General features: G+C 76.4%; 3 protein-coding genes. 1 reads left to right on the top strand and 2 read right to left on the bottom strand.

Annotation, left to right across the window (positions count from 1 at the left end; genetic code table 11):
- Positions 1-255: hypothetical protein (locus tag AB0O00_RS34695; protein ID WP_363658645.1), on the bottom strand; the 255-nt coding region annotated here is incomplete at its 3' end.
- A gap of 18 nt (positions 256-273) precedes the next feature.
- Positions 274-2,154 (bottom strand): YafY family protein, encoded by a 1,881-nt coding sequence (locus AB0O00_RS34690; protein ID WP_363658643.1) that lies wholly within the window; start codon positions 2,152-2,154, stop codon positions 274-276.
- Between the two features lie 106 nt (positions 2,155-2,260).
- Here AB0O00_RS34690 and AB0O00_RS34685 point away from each other — a divergent pair.
- The coding region (locus tag AB0O00_RS34685) for an alpha/beta fold hydrolase (RefSeq protein WP_363658641.1) at positions 2,261-2,755 on the top strand (495 nt) is incomplete at its 3' end.

The raw sequence follows: 2,755 nt of genomic DNA, 5'->3' as shown, positions 1-2,755 counted from the left end.
GCCCCGGCCGCCGTACCCGCGCCGCGCCGCGAAGTCGAGCCGGAGCCCGAGGAGTTCGCCGCCCTCGTGGTCCGCGCCCGCGAACTGGACCTCGTCGGACACCCGGACGCCGACCGGCTCTGGCGCCGGATCGCCGAGCGCTTCGAGGCCGACGGCTACGCGCACGAGGACGGCACCGCGACGGGCACCGCGGGCCGGCTGCGCGCCGAACTCGCCGAGCAGCGCGCCCACGAGGCGCTGGACCGCGACGACCACGCCGCAGGCAAGGCCCAACTACTCGCCGCCGCCGACCTGTTCGAGCAGGAGGAGTTGATCGGCCAGGCCCTCATGGTGCGCACCCGCACCCTCGTCGTCGAGCTCGGCGAGGTCGAGGGCCTGGCCGCCGACTGGCCCGCGCTCGACGAAGCACTCATCCGTGCAAGGGAGTTGCGCGCCACGGGCGGCATGAGCGACGACGACTACCTGATCGTCCTCCAGTGCCGGGCCTTCGCCGCGCACCACGACCTGATCGCCGCCCTGCCCGAGCCGCCGGCCGAGGCCGTCGCCCGGTTCGAGGAGGCCGTCGGCGCCTACCGGGCCGAGAGCACCGCGCTCGGCTCGGCCCGCCGGGCGGCCACCTCGCGCCAGTACGCCGCCGACGCCGCCGCCCGGCAGGGCAGGATGGCCGAGGCTGCGGCCGAACTCCGCGAGGTCATGGCCCAGTTGGATGCCGCCGAACTGCCCTGGCAGACACCGCGGGTGCTCGGCCTGCTCGGCCAGGTGCTGCTGCAGAGCGGCGAACCGGCCCAGGCCGTCGACGTGTTCCACCGGGCGCTGGCCGAGGCCGCCCGCTGGGGTGACGACTCCTACCCGTTCGCGCCGACGTACATGATGCTCGGCCACGCGAGCGCGCAGACCGGCGACGACGGCGCGGCGGTCCGGGCCCTGTCGGAGGCCGCCGCGCGCTTCGACCGCAAGGGCAGGCCCGCGGCTGAGGAGGCCGCCCAGGTGCGGCTGCAGCTGGCCGACCTGCTGCGCGGCAGCGGCCGGGCGGCGGACGCGGTGGCCGTGCTGGAGTCGGTGCTGCTCGACGCCGCCGCCCCGGAGCTGGACGAGCGGCTGATGGCCCAGGTCCGGCTCGACCTCGCGCGCGGACTGTTCGTGCTGGAGGAGTACCGCGACGCGGCCGAGGAGTACCTGCGCCTCGCCGACGCCGTCGCGGGCTGGGAGGACCAATCGACGCACACCATGGTCGCCTGCGAGGCCTCCCTCGCGCTCGCCCACGCCGATCGCTGGGAGGCGGCCGACGCCGCCCGTGAGCGCGCGCTCGCGGCGCACGCCGAGGCGCCGCAGTGGGACCAGGTGGCCGGGACGCTGCGGGACTTCGCCAAGCTGGTGATGCGCGCACGGCAGGCGCACGCGCGCCTCGGCGAGCGTCATGCCGAGCTCCACCTCCACCCGGTGCGTCCACGGCGCCGCCGCCAGCGACTCCACGACGCGCCGCACCGGGTCGACGTCGTCCGGCGGCTCGAAGCCGGCCTCGCGCGGCTCGGCCCGGACGATCCGGTCCAGGCGGAAGGTGCGTTCCTCGCCGCTGCGGTGGTCGAGCCCGGTGGTGTACCAGCGGCCCGAGTGGAACACCAGGCCGTACGGGTCGAACTCGCGCTCGCTGGGCCGGTCCTCGCGGTCGCGGTAGACCAGCAGCACGCGGCGCCGGCGGCGGGCCGCGTCGGCCAGCGTGAACAGCGCGGCGGCGGCCGGACTCGGCCCTGCGGCGGGCGCGGCGCTCAGGCCGAGGGTCTCCTCGACGGCGTCGATCCGCTCGCGCAGGGCGGGCGGCAGCACCCGCTGGATCTTCGCGAGCGCCGTCCCGGCGGCCCGCTCCCCCACCGTCAGGCCCGTGCTGCGCCCGGCGAGCAAGCCGAGGACGACGGAGGCGGCCTCGTCGGCGGTGAGCATGAGGGGCGGGAGGCGGTAGCCGGGCAGCAGGCGGTAGCCGCCGTAGCGGCCGCGGTCGGCGCGCACGGGGATGCCGAGCGCGGCCAGGCGGGCGGTGTAGCGGCGGACGGTGCGCTCGTCGACGTCCAGGCGGGCGGCGAGTTCGGGCGCGGTCAGGCCCGGGTGGTCCTGGAGCAGCTCCAGCAGGGCGAGCACGCGACTGACCGGGTGGTCCATCGGCTCCCCTTCCGATCCGGGCGGATTCTGTCCGGATTCGATCCTAGAGTCGTCGGCGACGGGGGACCGGCCCCGGGTACCCGCCGACGCGGAGGAGCGATCCACCATGAGCACGTTCGTACTGGTCCCCGGTTTCTGGCTCGGTGCCTGGGCGTGGGACGAGGTCGCGGCGCCGCTGCGCGCGGCCGGGCACACGGTGTACGCGGTGAGCCTGCCCGGGCTCGCCGAACGGGCCGGGGAGCAGGGCGACTTGGGACTGGAGGACCACATCGCCGACCTGGCCGGCCGGCTGGTCCGCGAGGACCTGCACGACGTGGTGCTGGTCGCGCACAGCGGCGCCTGCGCCCCGGTCGGCGGGGTCGCCGACCGGATGCCCGAGCGCGTACGCCGCGTGGTCTACCTGGACAGCGGGCCGATGGTCGACGGCGGTTCGCTGTACGACCTGTGGCAGCCCGACTACCGCGCCTGGGCCGACGCCTCGGTGGTCGACGGCCGGCTGCCGATGCCGTCGTGGGCCGCCATCGCCGAGCACGGCGCGAGCACGGAGGGCCTGGACGAGGCGATGCGCGCCCGGATCGGCGCGCGGACCACCCCGCACCCC

It is taken from the genome of Kitasatospora sp. NPDC093558, from assembly GCF_040683475.1.
Taxonomy (GTDB): domain Bacteria; phylum Actinomycetota; class Actinomycetes; order Streptomycetales; family Streptomycetaceae; genus Kitasatospora.
This window is presented reverse-complemented; position numbering and strand designations above follow the sequence as displayed.

Bases quoted from the DNA above. Each gene is read 5' to 3' on its own strand.
- AB0O00_RS34690 (WP_363658643.1), bottom strand. From the start codon at position 2,154: ATGGACCACCCGGTCAGTCGCGTGCTCGCCCTGCTGGAGCTGCTCCAG.